This is a genomic window from Rhodococcus sp. IEGM 1306 (assembly GCF_036541985.1).
In the GTDB taxonomy this organism is placed as follows: domain Bacteria; phylum Actinomycetota; class Actinomycetes; order Mycobacteriales; family Mycobacteriaceae; genus Rhodococcus_F; species Rhodococcus_F qingshengii.
In genome coordinates this window covers 1,238,179-1,253,245 of the sequence record NZ_JAZHFF010000001.1, presented here as the reverse complement: position 1 = coordinate 1,253,245, position 15,067 = coordinate 1,238,179, and the positions used below count along the sequence as shown (strand labels likewise).

Here is a 15,067-nt window from a genome sequence, read left to right as displayed (position 1 = left end):
CGCCACACTCCACGATAGGGCCGATGTCGACAGATCGCCCCTCACTCGACCAAAGTAGTGCCCATGACTGCGCCGCAACCGCTGACCATGGCCGACCCCTTATGGCGACCCAGCACCAAAGCCCCGAGGCTGTGGGCAATCACTGCCTCACTGTTCTGGGTACCCGTCATCGTCGCCGAAATCGTCTGTGCCGTCTTGGTACCCGGAATCCCGTCCTGGTTGGTCGGCACCGTATTCGCAGTCACCGTACTCTTCGCTGCCACCTACATTCTGATGGTCCCGGCGTGGCGGTATCGGGTCCACCGATGGGAGATCAGTGACACCGCGGTATACACCCGCACCGGCTGGTTCACCCAGGAGCGACGCATCGCACCGATCTCGCGCGTGCAGACCGTGGACACCGAGCGCGGACCGATCGACCGCATGTTGGGTCTGGCAACCGTCACGGTCACGACAGCGTCGTCGGCCGGGGCCGTGAAGATCTCCGCACTCGACCAGGAAGTCGCCGACCGCACGGTGGCTCAACTGACGGAGATCGCGGGTACCAACGTGGGAGACGCGACGTGAACGAGAAACAGTTGGGCGACCCGACCGCGATCGAGATCCCGGTAGAGGCGGAAACGGCAGCTGCCGAGGCCGCGGAAGAGGAACAGCCCTGGCTCCGCCTCGACCGACGCATGCTTCTGGTCCACCCCGTCAACGAAGTCGTCAAACTGCTCCCGGTCCTACTCGTCTCCGTAGTTCTCGGCAGCCAATCCGGAAACCACTGGTGGGGACTCGGCGTCGTCACTCTGCTCGTCATCTTCGGTTTGTTGCGGTATTTCACCACCACGTACCGAATCGGACCCGTCCACGTTCAACTGCGCACCGGGGTCTTCCAGAAAAAGCTGCTCTCCGTCCCGCGTAGCCGCATCCGATCCGTCGACGTCGAGGCCGGGGTCATGCACCGGTTGCTCGGACTGTCGATCGTGCGCATCGGTACCGGCCAGCGCGCCGGGAGCGGCCACGATTCGAACAAGTTCGAGCTCAACGCCCTGTCGACCGCCCTGGTTCCGGACCTACGCGCCGCACTGTTGGCCGGCGCCCAGCAAGCACGGCGACTGGAAACCCCGGGCACGCCGGTCGAAAGCATCACCGAACCGGTCGACACCGAAATCGGTCACTGGGAACCGAGTTGGGTTCGCTACGCCCCCTTTTCGTTCACCGGAATCGCCATCATCGCAGCCATCATCGGCATCTCGTTCCAATACGGCATCGGCACTGCCGTCGCGAAATCCTCGGCAGTGAGCGACAGCTTCGACTCACTCGAGAGCCTCGGCATCGCACTGATGGTCGTCATCGCACTCGTCGTGCTGCTGGTGCTGTCGAGTGCACTCGCCTGCGTCCAGTACCTGATCGCGTTCGGCAACATGAAACTCACCGACAACGGCCGCATCCTGCATGTCAGTCACGGCCTGTTGAAGACTCGGCAAACCACACTCGACCGCGCCCGCCTCCGCGGCACGACGCTCAAGGAACCGCTCCTGCTGCGATTGGCTCGCGGCGCGCGGCTCGACGCCATCATGACCGGGGTCAACGCCGAGAAGAAGGAATCTTCGCTACTGCTCCCGCAGGGACCGCGCAGGGAAGCCGAGCGAGTGATGGCCACCGTGATCGGTGACTCACGCCAGGCGTCCGCCCCGCTGATCCCGCACGGCCCGGCCGCGCGGCGTCGCCGGTACACCCGAGCACTGTTCCTCGCCGCGGTGGCGTTCCTGGTCTGTGTGGCGTGCGCGGCTTCTGGACTCGATGTACCGATCTACGCGTGGTTCGGGGTCGCCGTACTCGCCATCGGTGGCACTGCCCTCGCCTTCGACCGATACAACGGCCTCGGCCACGCAGTACTACCCGGATGGTTGATCACCCGAAACGGCTCGCTCGATCGCCAGCGTCACAGTCTCGAATCCGAAGGTGTCATCGGATGGACGGTGCGCGAGACGTTCTTCCAACGACGCGCGGGAGTGGCAACCGTCGTCGCCGCGACGCCCGCCGGCACCGGAAGCTACGAGGTGATCGATCTCCCCGCCGAGAACGCGTGGGCATTGATCGAAGCCGTCACTCCGGGCGGTGGCGACGTGTGGGCAGGTCGTCGATGATGAGCCGCGCCAGCGAACCGAGACGCGATCGCTCCGGCTGGATGGTCGGAACACCGAGGAGTTCCAGCGGGGCGGCCGTCACCGGTCCGACGCAGTAGGTCGGTACCGGTCCGCGCATAGCTGCGACGAACCGCTCCAGCTCGCCCATTTCTTTTGCCGTGCTGAGCATCGAGGAGACCGCGGGGGCACTGGTGAAGGTCAGCGCGTCGATCGCACCGGAACGAACTGCAGCGACCAACGCGCGGACCGGCGACTGATCCGGCGGCCGGATCCACCGATAGACCGATACCGGAGTGACAACCGCGCCGATGTCGGCGAGGGAGGCGCTCAGGTCCGTCAACGGCTCCCATTCGGTGATGGTGCCGTGCAACTGGACTGCGATGCGCAAGCCTGCCACTCCCTCGCTTCCGAGATGTGCCAGAACTTCCTCGGACGACTCACCCGAAGGCGACCATTCCTCGCGCAGTCCGGCGCCTCGGATGGCACCCGTCGCCTTGGGGCCGCGGGCGATGATGCGCGTGTGGGCGAGAGCCCCGAGGAACTCCTCGGTCAAACCCCACGAGGCGACGGCGTCGAGCCAACCCCTGAAGCCGATCCCGGTACTGATCACGACCAATTCCGGAGGATCGGCAATCAAAGCGGACGTCTGAGTCCTCAGGTCTCGATCGTCCACCAACGGCAGCACATGGATCACCGGTGTCCGCACGATCTCCGCGCCTCGACGTTCGAGGAGCGTCGCAAATTCTTCGACACGCCGTTCTGCGGTCAAGGCGATAGTCGCACCCGCCAAATCATGTTCAGCCACAGGCTGAGTGTCCCTTATGCACGGGTCAGTTTCCTACGCGCGCGCCGAGAACTATTGCGAGCTGAGGGTGGCGAGTCTGTTGATCGCCACTTTGAAGAGGAAAACGGCGGCCGGAGCGATCGCACCGACCAGCAGCAGGAAGGTCAGAGGGGACGAAAGCACGAGTACGTCGCCGCCGGGGCCGCCCACCATGCACACCAAGAACCCGACGATCCAACCGGCGAGCGGCAATGCGGCCCTACCCGGCGTCGTAACCGTGCGGGCGGCGATCACCAATACGAGGTTCGCGGTTGCGGCTACGAGAATGCTGATGGGAAATGCCGTCGTACCGAGATGAGTCGGCAAGAACAGGACGGACAACACCGCGCACAAGAATCCGTCGAAAATCAGGACGCCGAGGATGACAGGGTCGAGCCACGACAGCGACGTTCCTGTCGAGGCGTCCGTGTTGTTCTCGACCGTCGTCATGGTTTTGATAGTGGTCTATCGGTCGTCATCGCGCGAGCGCGGGGTCCCTCCCGACAAGCACCCCGGCTCGCGCCCGAAAAGCACGAAGCTGATCAGGGAACCGGCGGGAACCCGAGCAGAGTCAGCAAATGACTCTGCTGATCTGCGAATGCGTAGAGCGACCCGTAATACAAGTCGTGGTAATAACCAGCCATCGGACGCAACGAATCGACGAAGGCGACGATCTGGTTCTGCAGGTCCCAGTTGTACATTTCTTCAGCCCCCAGGCTTTGCTGTTACCGAAAGGACCACCCATCCGGTGACACGCATCACACACCACTACGGCGTCGATCGCAATGCCTGAGAGCCGACGCCCAGGTCAGCTGTGCAGCCCGCCGAACAGATCGCGCTCGCGGCCGTCCTCACCCACCGGACCGAGCGCGCCGGCGGCCAATACGAAATGCTCGACCGTCAGGATCGGTTGGACCACGTTGTTCGACAATGCGAACTCGGCTCGGCTCGGGGCTACCGTCACCTGAGTGGCGTGGGCGCTCAATGCCCTCGCCTTCGCATCGATGACGCCTCGAACGTCGATTGCCGTCGTCACGTCTGCGTCCTCGACACTCGGCAATTCCCCGGGCTCGGGCAGACGCCAGTTCTCCGGGAACTCGGAAATCGCCGCGATGCCGCGTTCGAGTCCGCTGCGCTCGGTCACGGTCCAGTAGAACTTCGGAGTCGACCACGGCTCGCCGGTCTCGGGATACGCGGTCGTTCCTGCAGCTTCGACGGCCGCTGTCGTGATCGCGTGCGCCTGGATGTGGTCCGGGTGCCCGTAGCCGCCGTTGGGGTCGTACGTGATCACGACGTGCGGCCGAATCTCACGAATGACGGCGACCACCGCGCCGACTGCTTCGTCGAGTCGAGCATTGACAAAAGCACGGGGATTGGCGGCCGAAGGTGTGCCGATCATTCCGGAGTCGCGATACCGACCGGCACCGGCGAGGAAGCGAGGAGCGGCACTGCCCAAAGCCGACAAAGCAGCGCTCAGTTCCGCGATCCGGTAGCCACCGAGTTGATCGGCCTCGGAAGCCACGAGCCCGGCCCACGCATCACCGATCACTTCGCCTTCCTCCCCCAACGTGCAGGTGAGAACTGTGACCTCGACGCCTTCGGACGTGTATCGCGCGATGGTGCCACCGGTGGTGATCGTTTCGTCGTCCGGATGTGCGTGTACCAACAGAAGTCGCTTCGCCGACGCGGTCACTTTTCCACCCTCACCCAGTCCGTAGCGTTTCCGAATATCCCCACCTGCACCGGCCCGTCGAGGACCACGCCCTCGACTCCGGTCCCGACCGCGACCAGCGCTCGGCTCTGCACGATCGGCAAAACCGCCGCAAGATCCCACAGCTTGGGTTCCGCATCGGCGATCAACGACCCCAGATCCCCGATGCCACTGAGCGCTTCGTCGATCCGACCTTGCAACGCCGGATCACACAGCCCGGACAGGTTGCTCGGAGCCTCGACGCTTGTCGTTCGGATGGGCTCCGGTGTCTGCGACGGCGTCGGTGCGGGCACTGCCGAACTTGTTGCCGGAGTGGAAGGTGCGCTCGGGCAACTGAACCGCGAGGCCAGCGAAGTGGCCGTGTCGGCGCCTGCCCGGCTCCAACCGACGATCATGTCGACGCGTCCTGTCGTCAGGTCCTCGCCGTAGAGTTCCTCCGGCGCCACCGATTCGACGGTCGCCAGGATTCCCACGTCACGCAATTCGTCGGCAGCGGTGTTTGCCACGGCGATCGCGATGTCGTCGTTTTCGGGAGCGCCGATCAGCAGTGTCAACTGGGCGCCGTCACGGACGATCGATCCGACCGTTCCAGTGCCCGTGACGATTCCGGTGGGCGGTGCCGTCAGGTAGCCGGCTGCAGTCAGCTCGCCCAGTGCTTGCTCCCTGGTCGGTTTCGGCGGCGCGGTGGGCGCATATCCTGGATCCGACGGAGCGAGGATCTGAGCTTTCACCGGGGCGGACGCCGATTCACTCCCTGCCGCCACCACGGCGAGCAGGTCCGGATCGAGCAGTCCCAGAACACCTTTACGCACCCGAACATCTGCGAAGTTCTTGCTTCGCCCGTTCACGTTGATGTCGAGAGTGCGCGGAACGTAGGAGAATGCCGTCCTGACACCCGGGATTGCAGACAGCTGAATATCCGTAGCACTACCCGAATGAACCTGCGCCACTTGGGCATCGTCGGTACGCAGCGCATCCGCCAACTGTGCAGCCGTTCCTCCGCGTCGCAGAACTATCTGATCCGGGTCTGAAGGCTTGCCCCAGAATCGGTCGTTGCGTTCGAGCACGATTTCGTCCCGGCCGCGGTCGACCGAGCGCACGTGAAAGTGGGCTCCCGACACCGGAATCCCCTCACTCAGGCCGGTGCTGAAACCGCCGGGAGTGTCCTTGATCAGGTGGGACGGAAGAATATCGGTGAACAACTCTCGCCATGCCGGATACGGCGCACGCATCACGACGTTGACCGTTTTGCCGCCGCCGGACGAGTTCACGTCGTCGATCATCTGATAGCCCGCGGGATTGACCACACCGGGAACCGAGATCATCTGCTGCCACAGGTAGCGAAAGTCTTCTGCCGCAATGGGAGCGCCGTCCGACCATTGGGCTTCGTTGCGCAGTTGGTAGCGAATCGTGAACGGGGCCTCCGACGTCACTTCAGCGGAAACGAGGAAAGAATCGTCGATCGCCCACTCCGTCGCGCCAGGTTGTGTGGGCGAATTGATCGGGCGAAACGCACTGGGCAGTACGAGGTTGCCGACTGCGGAGTTGACCGGCGACTGATCCGCGAGCAGGTGCGGGTTGAATCCGCCTCCCACCTCGTCGATTGCCACAGTGACCTGCTTCATCGCCGGAACGACCGGAGTCGGTGTGGGCTTGACGGTTTCGGTGCTCTCGACCGGAGGCGGCGGATCGGCTGTACATGCAGTCAGTGACAACGCCGTCACTGCCACTGCCAACGCCAGGTAGCGACGTCCTGAGGCCACAGACAATTCCTTCCGTACGGGGCCGCGTCGCCCCTTTGCAACTCGATTCCCTGGCAGATCTTTCGCCTGGAAACCATGAAGGCGAATGTACCTTTCCGCCGAAAACTCGGCTGAAAGGCACATCCGCCTGTCAGGTTGTAACCGACGAAAGACTACAGAGCAGCCTTGTCGCGTGCCTTGCTACGTGAACGCTCGCGAGCGCGCTCTGTTGCGTTGAGGTGCACCTTGCGGACGCGGACGTCCTCCGGGGTGACCTCGACGCACTCGTCGCTGGAGCAGAACTCCATCGCTGCTTCGAGTTCGAGCTTGATCGGCTTTGCGAGGGTCTCCATCACGTCTGCGGACGACTGACGCATGTTGGTCAGCTTCTTCTCGCGGGTGACGTTGATGTCGAGGTCTTCCTGACGCGGGTTGATACCGACGACGTGTCCCTCGTAGGTGTCTGCGCCGGGCTCGACGAAGAAGGTTCCGCGGTCGGCCAACTGGATCATGGCGAACGGCGTCACCGTGCCGGAGCGGTCCGAGACGAGCGAGCCGGTGTGGCGCGCACGGATCTCACCGGCCCACGGGCCGTATCCGTCGAACACGGCGTTGGCGATACCGGTTCCGCGGGTTTCCGTGAGGAAGTCCGTGCGGAAGCCGATGAGGCCACGCGAAGGAACGATGAACTCCATGCGAACCCAGCCTGCGCCGTGGTTCGACATCTGGACCATCTTGCCCTTGCGGTTGGCCAGGAGCTGCGTGATGGCGCCGAGGTACTCCTCGGGGCTGTCGATGGTCAGCTCTTCGAAAGGCTCGTGAACCTTGCCGTCGACGAGCTGCGTGACAACCTGCGGCTTACCGACGGTGAGTTCGAAGCCCTCACGACGCATCTGCTCGACGAGGATGGCGAGCGCGAGCTCTCCACGACCCTGGACCTCCCACGCATCGGGGCGACCGATGTCGAGGACCTTGAGCGAGACGTTACCGACGAGCTCCTGGTCCAGGCGGGACTTGACCATGCGTGCAGTCAGCTTGTGACCCTTGACGCGACCGACGAGCGGTGACGTGTTGGTGCCGATCGTGACCGAGATTGCCGGCTGGTCGACGGTGATGCGGGGCAGTGCGACCGGGTTCTCCAGATCGGCGAGGGTGTCGCCGATCATGATGTCCGGGAATCCTGCGACGGCGCAGATGTCACCGGCGACGGCGACCTCACCGGGAACGCGCTCGACACCGATGGTCGTGAGGAGTTCGGTGATCTTGGTCTTCGTGACGACGGGCTCGCCGTCGACCTCGCGGCACCAGGACACGGTCTGGCCCTTGCGCAGCTCGCCGTTGTGGATGCGAACGAGTGCGAGGCGACCGAGGAATGCGGATGCGTCGAGGTTGGTGACGTGAGCCTGCAGCGGTGCGTCGACCGAGCCCTTCGGCGCGGGGACGTACTCCATCAGCACCTGGAAGAGTGCGGTGAGGTCCTCGGCGTCGGGAGCCTTGCCGTTCTCGGGCTGCACGGTCGATGCCTTGCCTTCGCGACCGGACGCGTAGAGGACGGGAAGTTCGAGTGCGAGCTCAGCGGCTTCGGCGGCCTCGTCGGACAGGTCCGATGCGAGGTCGAGGAGCAGGTCCTGAGCCTCGGTGACAACCTCTTCGATGCGGGCGTCGGGGCGGTCCGTCTTGTTGACGACCAGGATGACGGGCAGCGAAGCGGCGAGTGCCTTGCGCAGCACGAAACGCGTCTGCGGCAGGGGTCCCTCGGAAGCATCGACGAGCAGGACGACGCCGTCGACCATGGACAGGCCGCGCTCGACCTCGCCACCGAAGTCGGCGTGGCCGGGGGTGTCGATGACGTTGATGACGGTGATGGAACCGTCTTCGTTGACCTTATGTACTGCGGTGTTCTTCGCGAGAATGGTGATGCCCTTCTCGCGTTCGAGGTCGCCGGAGTCCATAACGCGATCGACCAGCTCGGCGCGCTCCTCGAACGCGCCGGACTGACGAAGCATGGCGTCGACGAGGGTGGTCTTGCCGTGGTCGACGTGTGCGACGATGGCAACGTTACGGAAGCTGGTGATGGTCACGCGATGGCTCTCCTGGCTGAGTTGATTCGGCCACGCGAAAGTCAAGTCGCACGGCTCTTCTGGTGGCCGCTGCACGAGTGTGTGATCCGAATCAGGGCACGAATCGCCTGAGAAGGCACCGCGGCCTAGTAAATACTACTCGCTCCGGGCTGATACTCCTGCATTGTGCGGCCTCTATCACCGCCCCCAGCAGCGAATAGTGATCTGCACCACGCCGATGCGCGTAGGATTACGACCTGGAGAAACAGGTCATTTAAGGGTACGCTAACCTCGTTCCAAGAGCGGGCTCTCCGCCGTAGTGAAACAGGAAAGCCGCAGCGTCACATGGGAAAAGTCAAGGCAAGCAAGGTCTCGCAGCTCAAACCGAAGAAGAAGTGCTGCCGCAAGAAGACGCGGTGCATCAAGTGTCCCGTCGTCATCATGCGGATGAAGAAGCTCGAGAACGAGGGCGCATCCAAGAAGGAACTGAAAGCGGGTCTCAAGAAGGCTCGTGCGGCGTAAGCGCGCTCAATTCCGCGAGTAACTCGGGGATCCAGGCTCGATCGTTGTCCACCAGATCCATCGACAACAGTTCTTCGGCGTCGACCCATGTCAATTGAGCATGGTCGAGCGCGACCGGTTCTCCCGACACTAACTCCGCCCGGTAGGCCCGCAGGACCAACCCAGGCGAGAGTGGCACGTCGACGCCGATTCTGGCGCCGCATCTCACCTCGACCGCCAGTTCCTCGAGCAGCTCCCGCGCCAACGCGTTCTGTGGCGATTCGAATTCTTCGACCTTCCCGCCCGGCAGCTCCCAACGACCGGCCAAAGCCGGCGGACTCGTCCGCTGCGCGAGGAGCAGCCTTCCCTCGCGGAAGATCGCACCGGCGACAACTTCCCGATCCCTTGCAGGTGCATCACTCATCGCACCATGATGGAGTATGGCCACTTTGTTGTCCGACTCCGCGATCCAAAACGCTCTCGACGAACTGCCCGCCTGGCAACTGTCGCCAGGGTCGATCACTCGCACGGTCGACTCCGCGACATTCCCGGACGCCATCGCACTTCTTCAACGCATCGCGGCAGTCGCCGAGGCCGCGGATCATCATCCCGACATCGACGTTCGCTGGCGAAAGGTCACGTACACGCTTTCGACACACTCGGCGGGCGGTCTCACGGAACTGGACTTCGACCTTGCCCGTCGAATTGACGTACTCGTCGACGATTCGGTCCGTTTCGACTGATCTTCGAGTGAACAAACCTCGCAATCTGACGTAACAGTTGCATCAAATTTCACATAGATCACTTCAGTCACAGGTATGGTCGCCGTAAATCACGATCGAGGCCGGTCATGCCATAGACTCCCCCCGGTGCGTAGCTGCTCAGCAACTGAACAGCTGTACAACCCGGGGGCTCTGTACATAGAGTGACCCCTCGAGCCGTCAAATGCGGAGCTCGCCTAGGCGCCCGCGCGGTATGACTAAGGATGGGGAAACAGTGCTTCGAACCCGAGGTATGCGAAAGGCGTTCACCGCCGTCGCTATTGCCGCAGTAGCAGGACTGGCATTGCCGGCACAGGCAATGGCCGATCCGGCAGCACCGCCCGCACCCGAAAGTGTGCCGATCGAGTTCCTCGCATCGTTTGCGCCCGCCATCATCGGCGCCGCCGCAGGTCCGGCCGATGTTGCAGGCGGACCGCAGCAAGCGTTGCTCGACCAGGCTCGCGCGATCCTGAACTCCCCAGGCATTCCGCCCGAGATCAAGGCCACCCTCGAGAAGGTCATCACCTTCCTCGACGGCAGCGGCGGCGGCGGACCGGCGATCCCGGACGAGAACGCCCCCGTCATCGCGCAGTTCCTCTACCCGACGCTTGGCAAGGGCTGCATCTCGGCCACCGCCGATTCGGTCGGAACCGCACTTGCCGTTCCCGGCCCGGCTCACCTGCCTCCTCCCGGTCCCGCTGCCGGTCAGGCCGGATTCGTCTTCACCGCTCTCGGTACGGCTCCCGCCGTCGACGACCAGCCGGTGCCGATGACCGTTACCTGGGTCAACATCGACAACCAGCGCAGCGCCACCCAGAACTTGACCAACGCCGCACGCATCAACCCGGACGGCCCAGCCACTCTGTCGGCTATCGCCGATACCGGCCCCGGACGCGTTCTCTCGGTGATCAGCGGTTCGCTGACCACCCAGCCGGAAGGCGCAGATCGCATCACCTGCAGCTTCCTTCCGACCGTGGGCATGTTCGCGGTAGCTTGATCGAAGTCTTGTGAAAGGGACCCACCGAATTTCGGTGGGTCCCTTTTGCATCTCCGATCACCGTGATAGACCCGATAGATGGGACATCTACGAGTGGACATCACGCACGGTCGTCCAGAGAAGAAATCCGGCCCAGACCAGTCGATACGGTCACACAAGTCGACGCGATCGATACTGTCCATCCGATCCGAGGGGTCCATTCTCTCGATCGGATCGGCGTACTCGATCCTGTCGATCGGTAGCGTCGGCTCTTTTCTTTCGATCGGAAGCATCGGGTCTACGGCGTCGGTCCTGAGTTCGGGCTCGTTCGCCAGTCTCGGGTCCGCGCTGTCCGGTCTCTCACGTTGGTCACTGCTCTCCTGGCGTGGAAATCATGCAGCCCCCGAAGAACACCCGAAACTTGTTGTCATTGCGCCGGAATCGGATTCGAGCGATCCGGACCGCTCACTACGATCCGTCTCGCACTCTCAGACCTGATTCGGTCGCGGCCATTCGCGGCCTTCCAGCGCTTCGACCGAGGTATTGAATTGCCGCAGTAGGTCACCGAGCGCGAGACGCTGCTCCGGCGTCCACTCGCGGAGGACCTTTTCGACACCGGCTGTCGAATGTTCGCGATCAGCACGAAGTTTCGACAGCCCCTGCGCCGTCGGCCGGACCTTTCGCGCGAGCCCTCCGTCCGGATCCTCCACTCGCTCCACCAAGCCCTGACGCCTCAGCGCGCCGATCTGCCGGTTGATGGTGGAGATGTCGAGCGAGAAAGCGCAGGAGAGTTCCTTGAGGCTCATGGGATGTTGCAATTCCAGTCGACCGAGCAGTAGATACGCCGACCGGTCCAGATGAAGTTCGGCCCGTTGTGCGAGCGCGTGGTAACGCGAGAGCAGAGTCAACTCGTACTCGATATTCACCAGATCAGGGTCCCGGTCCATCCTCATATTGTGCAGACTACACACGATGTGTAGCGTGCACACTGGGGCGAACGCACCAATCAGAACACGCCATGGCGGGAGCCGCATGTCCGTTCACGCAGGGTCGTCCAATGTCGACGAGAAAATCCCCGACACGAACTACGCATCCTCGGGTCCAGTGCTCACCGTTCTAGGACTGTGCGGAATCGTCGTCGCCTTGATGCAGACGCTGGTAGTCCCCATCATTCCGCAATTGCCGCACCTGTTGAACTCCACTCCCGCCGACACCTCGTGGGCGGTCACCGCAACACTCCTCGCCGCCGCGGTGATCACGCCGATCAGCGGGCGCCTCGGCGACATGTTCGGCAAGAAACGAATGCTGCTGGTCAGTCTCGCGATGGTCGTTCTGGGCTCGGCCATCTGCGCGATCGCACCTTCACTGATCGTGCTCGTTGTCGGCCGTGCACTTCAAGGAGCATCGGTCGGGGCAATTCCATTGGGCATAGCCATCATTCGTGACGTTCTTCCACCGAAGAAAGTGGCCGGCGCGATGGCGGTCATGAGCGCCACCCTCGGCGTCGGCGGTGCGATCGGACTGCCGATCGCCGCGGTGATCGCCCAGAATGCCAACTGGCACTTCCTCTTCGTCACATCGGCAGCGTTCGGGCTGATCTGCATCGCACTGGTTGCGTTCGTCATTCCCGAATCGACCGTACGACGCCCGGGACGTTTCGACTTCGTCGGTGCGCTCGGCCTCACCGTTGGTCTGATCACCCTGTTACTCCCCATCACCAAGGGCGGAACCTGGGGATGGGGCGACGCGAAAACCCTGGGGCTCCTTGCGGTTTCCGCGCTCAGCTTCCTGGTGTGGGGATGGTGGGAACTTCGACGCAACGCACCGCTGGTGGACCTCCGCGTATCGGCCCGGCCGCAAGTTCTCTTCACCAACTTCGCGTCGATCGCCGTCGGTTTTGCCATGTACGGCAATTCCCTGACGCTCCCCCAACTGCTCATGGCACCGACGTCCACCGGTTACGGACTCGGACTGTCCATGGTTGCAGCGGGGTTCGCACTGGCCCCCGGCGGACTCGTCATGATGGCGCTCTCGCCCGTCTCCGCTCGAATTTCGGCTTGGCGCGGCCCGCGAATCACGTTGATGCTCGGCGCCCTCGTCATCGGATTGGGTTACGCCTTCGCATATTTCACGGTGTCGAGCGTCTGGCAGGTCGCCGTGGCCGGAATGTTCATCGGAGCGGGCGTCGGGCTCTCGTACTCGGCCATGCCGGCCTTGATCATGGGCGCAGTCCCCATCACGGAATCTGCAGCCGCGAACGGACTGAACTCACTGATGCGATCGATCGGCACGTCGACGTCTGCCGCGATCGTGAGCGTCGTCCTGGCCGGAATGACCATCACCGTCGGCACCGCAGTGATCCCCTCGTTCGAGGCGTTTCGTGCCACGTTCCTGATCTCCATCGCCGCCGCCGTCGTGACGATGGTGTTCGCCGGGTTGATTCCCAAACAGAAAGTCTCGTAAGGGAATCAACCCGGCGGAGGACTCACTTCTCCGAAGAGCCTTCGATGCTGCCCGTCTGCAACTTCGACAGAAGTGTGTAGATGAAATTGATGATGATATCCACGTGGTGCCCTCTCACATAACGGGTCCCCGACCCGACAACGACGGTACCGCAGAACTCTTCTCCATCGAATCGCCGACAATCAATTCTGCAACGTGTTCTAATTTGAGGCGACGACTACCCGAGGAGCCTTTCATGACCTGGACACGCACCGAACTCGAAGACGCCTTCGCGGGTTACCAGAACACCGTTGTCGAGTGCACTCGTTCCGGCGATTGGAACGCCTTCGCGGACATGTTCACCGAGGACGTCGTCTACGTGGAACACGCTTTCGGCACCCTCAATGGCCGAGAGGCCGTACGCAAGTGGGTCACTCGCACGATGACGGAGTTCCCGGGGCACCGCATGACCGAATTCCCGGCCAACTGGTTCGTGATCGACGAGCAGCGCGGATGGATCGTGTGCGAGATCGACAACCCGATGGAGGATCCGGGTGACGGATCCAAGCACGGAGCCGCCAACATCACGATCCTGCACTACGCCGGCAACGGACTGTGGTCTCGCGAAGAAGACGCCTACAACCCGATGAACTTCCTGTCGATGGCAAAAGCATGGTGCCTCGCCGCGGAAGCGGCGGGCACCCTCCCCGATGACGCCAAGGCCTGGCTCGCCAAATTCGGCGCTATGGTGCGATAGATCCTGTCGGCAACGAGGATCCGACCGGCTGGGCCGGACCGACCGCACCGGCCAACGACCACTGCCCGTAGTCCCGAGCGAGGATCGAGTTCAGATCCACGCCGACGCCGTCGACCTTGCGCTTGTCGATCTCGAACTGATGCAGGTTTGCCCGCGGGTGCACATACCCTGCGGGCGAGCCCCAGTTGTGCTGCCAGAACCAGGTTCCGACGCCGGCACTGATCATTGCGTCGATCACGCGAGTGTTTCCGTAGACGCCGAGCGCTCCGTTGCCGACAACCGAGGCCCACCCCTCGAGGTACGGCGCGATCAGCGTAGTGATTTCAGTACTGGTCGGGTTGTCGTCGATCGACGCGTAGATCGGGCGACCGGACGGCCCACCAGCCGCCGCATGTAGTTCGAGGCCACGGGCAGCATGACGCTTGCCCGCTTCGCGGGCCCCGCGCCAGTCCGCCGTTCCGCCCTTGCCGAATTGATAGCAAGAAACGACTTGAAGTCCGGCCGCGGTCAACGCGTCGGTTTCCCGCGCCAGTACGGGCTTGCCGACCATCCAATCGGCGCCCGGGCGCCTGTCCGAGACGTATCGAATGGCGCCCGCATACCCGGCGGCCTTGATTGCCTGAGCGGACGGCACACCGGCGGCGTAATCGAGCAGGGTCCCGAGCGAACCGGCATTGGCCACCGACGTCGTACCGCTCAATGCAGCGAGTCCGGCAGCCGCCGATCCAGCCGCTGCGTACTTGAAGAGGTTTCTTCGCGAGACGTGCACAAAGCTCCGATCATCGGCGTGTCCCGCTCGAAGTGGCGGGCAGGCAAGCTATCTTCTTTCGCTCGCATTCCACCACAGTCACATCAACCCCGCCATGCACTTGGTCAACAATGCTCACATTGTCACCAAATTGGACGCCTGACAGACAACAGTGGCCCCCGAAGGCATCGCCTTCGGGGGCCACTGAGTCGGCCTAGCGGCCGGAAGCTATCAGCTGAGCGAGGTGAAGAAGCTCAGAGCGCTGAAGAGATCAGACGCGTTGCTGAAGAAGTCGTTGAGGAAGGTGAAGGCATCCGAGAATTCTGCGCTGCTCATGCGATGTGCTCCTGTCGAAGATACGGTCCAGAGGATTGCCGCCACGTGAGTGGCTGCTGGCGATAAGAGTAGAGG

General features: G+C 63.1%; 17 protein-coding genes. 8 read left to right on the top strand and 9 right to left on the bottom strand.

All coding sequences use genetic code 11. The annotated features are described in order from the left end of the window. Nucleotides 1-63: 63 nt before the first annotated feature. Together V3587_RS06180 and V3587_RS06175 are read left to right on the top strand one after the other, a co-directional pair. Entirely contained in the window at nucleotides 64-567 is a 504-nt protein-coding gene (locus tag V3587_RS06180) for a PH domain-containing protein (protein ID WP_228401187.1), read from the top strand. Beyond that, a complete protein-coding gene (locus tag V3587_RS06175; protein WP_283376215.1) occupies nucleotides 564-2,135 on the top strand; it encodes a PH domain-containing protein in 1,572 nt (523 codons plus the stop codon). Before V3587_RS06180 ends, V3587_RS06175 begins: the two co-directional genes overlap by 4 nt. Here the strand turns inward: V3587_RS06175 and V3587_RS06170 are convergent. From V3587_RS06170 to typA, 6 genes are all read right to left on the bottom strand, one after another. After that, nucleotides 2,095-2,940, bottom strand: coding sequence for a uroporphyrinogen-III synthase (locus V3587_RS06170; RefSeq protein ID WP_003945251.1), 846 nt, complete (start codon nucleotides 2,938-2,940; stop codon nucleotides 2,095-2,097). The two genes, V3587_RS06175 and V3587_RS06170, sit on opposite strands and share 41 nt — an antisense overlap. Nucleotides 2,941-2,991: 51 nt before the next feature. Further along, entirely contained in the window at nucleotides 2,992-3,408 is a 417-nt protein-coding gene (locus tag V3587_RS06165; RefSeq protein ID WP_030536224.1) for a hypothetical protein, read from the bottom strand. Between the two features lie 92 nt (nucleotides 3,409-3,500). Next, nucleotides 3,501-3,659, bottom strand: a complete 159-nt coding sequence (locus V3587_RS06160; RefSeq protein WP_003945210.1) for a hypothetical protein — start codon at nucleotides 3,657-3,659, stop codon at nucleotides 3,501-3,503. A gap of 107 nt (nucleotides 3,660-3,766) precedes the next feature. Continuing rightward, entirely contained in the window at nucleotides 3,767-4,651 is an 885-nt protein-coding gene (gene mshB / locus V3587_RS06155) for an N-acetyl-1-D-myo-inositol-2-amino-2-deoxy-alpha-D-glucopyranoside deacetylase (protein ID WP_283376214.1), read from the bottom strand. Beyond that, entirely contained in the window at nucleotides 4,648-6,432 is a 1,785-nt protein-coding gene (locus V3587_RS06150; protein WP_030536226.1) for an ABC transporter family substrate-binding protein, read from the bottom strand. The genes mshB and V3587_RS06150 overlap by 4 nt, the downstream gene beginning before the upstream one ends. Before the next feature lie 152 nt (nucleotides 6,433-6,584). Further along, on the bottom strand, nucleotides 6,585-8,492 hold the full coding sequence (gene typA / locus V3587_RS06145; RefSeq protein WP_007726276.1) for a translational GTPase TypA: 1,908 nt from the start codon (nucleotides 8,490-8,492) through the stop codon (nucleotides 6,585-6,587). A gap of 324 nt (nucleotides 8,493-8,816) precedes the next feature. Here typA and V3587_RS06140 point away from each other — a divergent pair, with 324 nt between their 5' ends. Continuing rightward, nucleotides 8,817-8,993 (top strand): hypothetical protein, encoded by a 177-nt coding sequence (locus V3587_RS06140; RefSeq protein ID WP_003945207.1) that lies wholly within the window; start codon nucleotides 8,817-8,819, stop codon nucleotides 8,991-8,993. On the opposite strand, the gene V3587_RS06135 is transcribed toward V3587_RS06140, so the two are convergent. Then, nucleotides 8,971-9,396, bottom strand: coding sequence for a (deoxy)nucleoside triphosphate pyrophosphohydrolase (locus tag V3587_RS06135; protein ID WP_007726279.1), 426 nt, complete (start codon nucleotides 9,394-9,396; stop codon nucleotides 8,971-8,973). The two genes, V3587_RS06140 and V3587_RS06135, sit on opposite strands and share 23 nt — an antisense overlap. Before the next feature lie 16 nt (nucleotides 9,397-9,412). Here V3587_RS06135 and V3587_RS06130 point away from each other — a divergent pair, with 16 nt between their 5' ends. The 3 genes from V3587_RS06130 to V3587_RS06120 all read left to right on the top strand — a co-directional run bounded on the left by V3587_RS06130 (nucleotide 9,413) and on the right by V3587_RS06120 (nucleotide 11,207). Then, the gene (locus V3587_RS06130; RefSeq protein ID WP_003945236.1) at nucleotides 9,413-9,715 is read left to right on the top strand and encodes a 4a-hydroxytetrahydrobiopterin dehydratase; all 303 of its coding nucleotides are present in this window, start codon (nucleotides 9,413-9,415) and stop codon (nucleotides 9,713-9,715) included. A 271-nt stretch (nucleotides 9,716-9,986) separates the two neighbouring features. Then, complete coding sequence (locus V3587_RS06125; RefSeq protein WP_003945233.1) at nucleotides 9,987-10,730, top strand: Rv1157c family protein; 744 nt, start codon at nucleotides 9,987-9,989, stop codon at nucleotides 10,728-10,730. Nucleotides 10,731-10,808: 78 nt separating this feature from the next. Next, nucleotides 10,809-11,207, top strand: a complete 399-nt coding sequence (locus V3587_RS06120) for a hypothetical protein (RefSeq protein WP_042448789.1) — start codon at nucleotides 10,809-10,811, stop codon at nucleotides 11,205-11,207. On the opposite strand, the gene V3587_RS06115 is transcribed toward V3587_RS06120, so the two are convergent. Next, nucleotides 11,198-11,656 carry a MarR family winged helix-turn-helix transcriptional regulator gene (locus V3587_RS06115; protein ID WP_003945257.1) on the bottom strand — a complete coding sequence of 153 codons (459 nt, stop codon included), beginning with the start codon at nucleotides 11,654-11,656 and terminating at the stop codon, nucleotides 11,198-11,200. The genes V3587_RS06120 and V3587_RS06115 overlap by 10 nt on opposite strands. 85 nt (nucleotides 11,657-11,741) lie before the next feature. On the opposite strand from V3587_RS06115, the gene V3587_RS06110 reads away from it, so the two are divergent. Both V3587_RS06110 and V3587_RS06105 read left to right on the top strand, forming a co-directional pair. Further along, nucleotides 11,742-13,172, top strand: coding sequence for an MFS transporter (locus V3587_RS06110; RefSeq protein ID WP_283376213.1), 1,431 nt, complete (start codon nucleotides 11,742-11,744; stop codon nucleotides 13,170-13,172). Nucleotides 13,173-13,407: 235 nt separating this feature from the next. Then, nucleotides 13,408-13,908 (top strand): nuclear transport factor 2 family protein, encoded by a 501-nt coding sequence (locus tag V3587_RS06105; RefSeq protein WP_042920826.1) that lies wholly within the window; start codon nucleotides 13,408-13,410, stop codon nucleotides 13,906-13,908. Here the strand turns inward: V3587_RS06105 and V3587_RS06100 are convergent. Further along, nucleotides 13,895-14,677: a DUF1906 domain-containing protein gene (locus V3587_RS06100; protein WP_283376212.1), complete on the bottom strand. Its 783-nt coding sequence runs from the start codon at nucleotides 14,675-14,677 to the stop codon at nucleotides 13,895-13,897. The genes V3587_RS06105 and V3587_RS06100 overlap by 14 nt on opposite strands. Nucleotides 14,678-15,067: the final 390 nt, after the last annotated feature.

Coding starts and splice junctions, on each gene's coding strand:
- V3587_RS06180 (WP_228401187.1), top strand. CDS start 64: ATGACTGCGCCGCAACCGCTGACCATGGCCGACCCCTTATGGCGACCC.
- V3587_RS06165 (WP_030536224.1), bottom strand. CDS start 3,408: ATGACGACGGTCGAGAACAACACGGACGCCTCGACAGGAACGTCGCTG.
- V3587_RS06160 (WP_003945210.1), bottom strand. CDS start 3,659: ATGTACAACTGGGACCTGCAGAACCAGATCGTCGCCTTCGTCGATTCG.
- V3587_RS06140 (WP_003945207.1), top strand. CDS start 8,817: ATGGGAAAAGTCAAGGCAAGCAAGGTCTCGCAGCTCAAACCGAAGAAG.
- V3587_RS06135 (WP_007726279.1), bottom strand. CDS start 9,396: ATGAGTGATGCACCTGCAAGGGATCGGGAAGTTGTCGCCGGTGCGATC.
- V3587_RS06130 (WP_003945236.1), top strand. CDS start 9,413: ATGGCCACTTTGTTGTCCGACTCCGCGATCCAAAACGCTCTCGACGAA.
- V3587_RS06125 (WP_003945233.1), top strand. CDS start 9,987: ATGCGAAAGGCGTTCACCGCCGTCGCTATTGCCGCAGTAGCAGGACTG.
- V3587_RS06120 (WP_042448789.1), top strand. CDS start 10,809: ATGGGACATCTACGAGTGGACATCACGCACGGTCGTCCAGAGAAGAAA.
- V3587_RS06115 (WP_003945257.1), bottom strand. CDS start 11,656: ATGGACCGGGACCCTGATCTGGTGAATATCGAGTACGAGTTGACTCTG.
- V3587_RS06110 (WP_283376213.1), top strand. CDS start 11,742: ATGTCCGTTCACGCAGGGTCGTCCAATGTCGACGAGAAAATCCCCGAC.
- V3587_RS06105 (WP_042920826.1), top strand. CDS start 13,408: ATGACCTGGACACGCACCGAACTCGAAGACGCCTTCGCGGGTTACCAG.